Source organism: Mesorhizobium sp. M2A.F.Ca.ET.067.02.1.1 (assembly GCF_004023285.1).
Classification (GTDB): Bacteria; Pseudomonadota; Alphaproteobacteria; order Rhizobiales; family Rhizobiaceae; genus Mesorhizobium.
This window is the reverse complement of sequence record NZ_RZSB01001440.1, coordinates 1-435: the sequence shown is the minus strand read 5'-3', so window position 1 is coordinate 435 and position 435 is coordinate 1. Positions and strand designations below refer to the sequence as shown.

At 66.4% G+C, this 435-nt stretch carries 1 protein-coding gene; it reads left to right on the top strand.

The annotated features are described in order from the left end of the window. Nucleotides 1–146: 146 nt before the first annotated feature. Nucleotides 147–435 (top strand): hypothetical protein (locus tag EOA28_RS38240; RefSeq protein WP_210215001.1); only part of this gene is annotated, 289 nt, incomplete at its 3' end.

Here is a 435-nt window from a genome sequence, read left to right as displayed (position 1 = left end):
CGACCGCATCGAAACCCTTGACCAGCTCGTGACGCGCCTGCAGCGCGGCCGCGGCCGCTCCTCGTCCAGCGCCCGGGCGGCGCTTCTTTAAACATTTTGAAACACGGCGGCAGCGCGGCACCGGGCGCGCGACCGCGAGCGTGTCAATGTCACCCGGCAAAACAGGAGAACCAGCGATGACCAAGTTCGCTGACTTTCTGCAGCGCCAGCGTGCCGCCCTGAAGGCGGAAGCGACGGCGTTGACCGCAACCGCGGACAAGGAAACCGACGGCAAGCTGACCGCCGAGCAGGAAATCCGCTTCAAGGCTATCGAGGCGGATATCGCCGCTGTCGATGCACAGATTGCTGCGTCGCAGCCGGCGCCGGCAGAGACGCCGGAACAGATCGCCACGCGCGTTCGCAACGAGGTGGCTGAAGTCACCGCCGCCTGTGCGC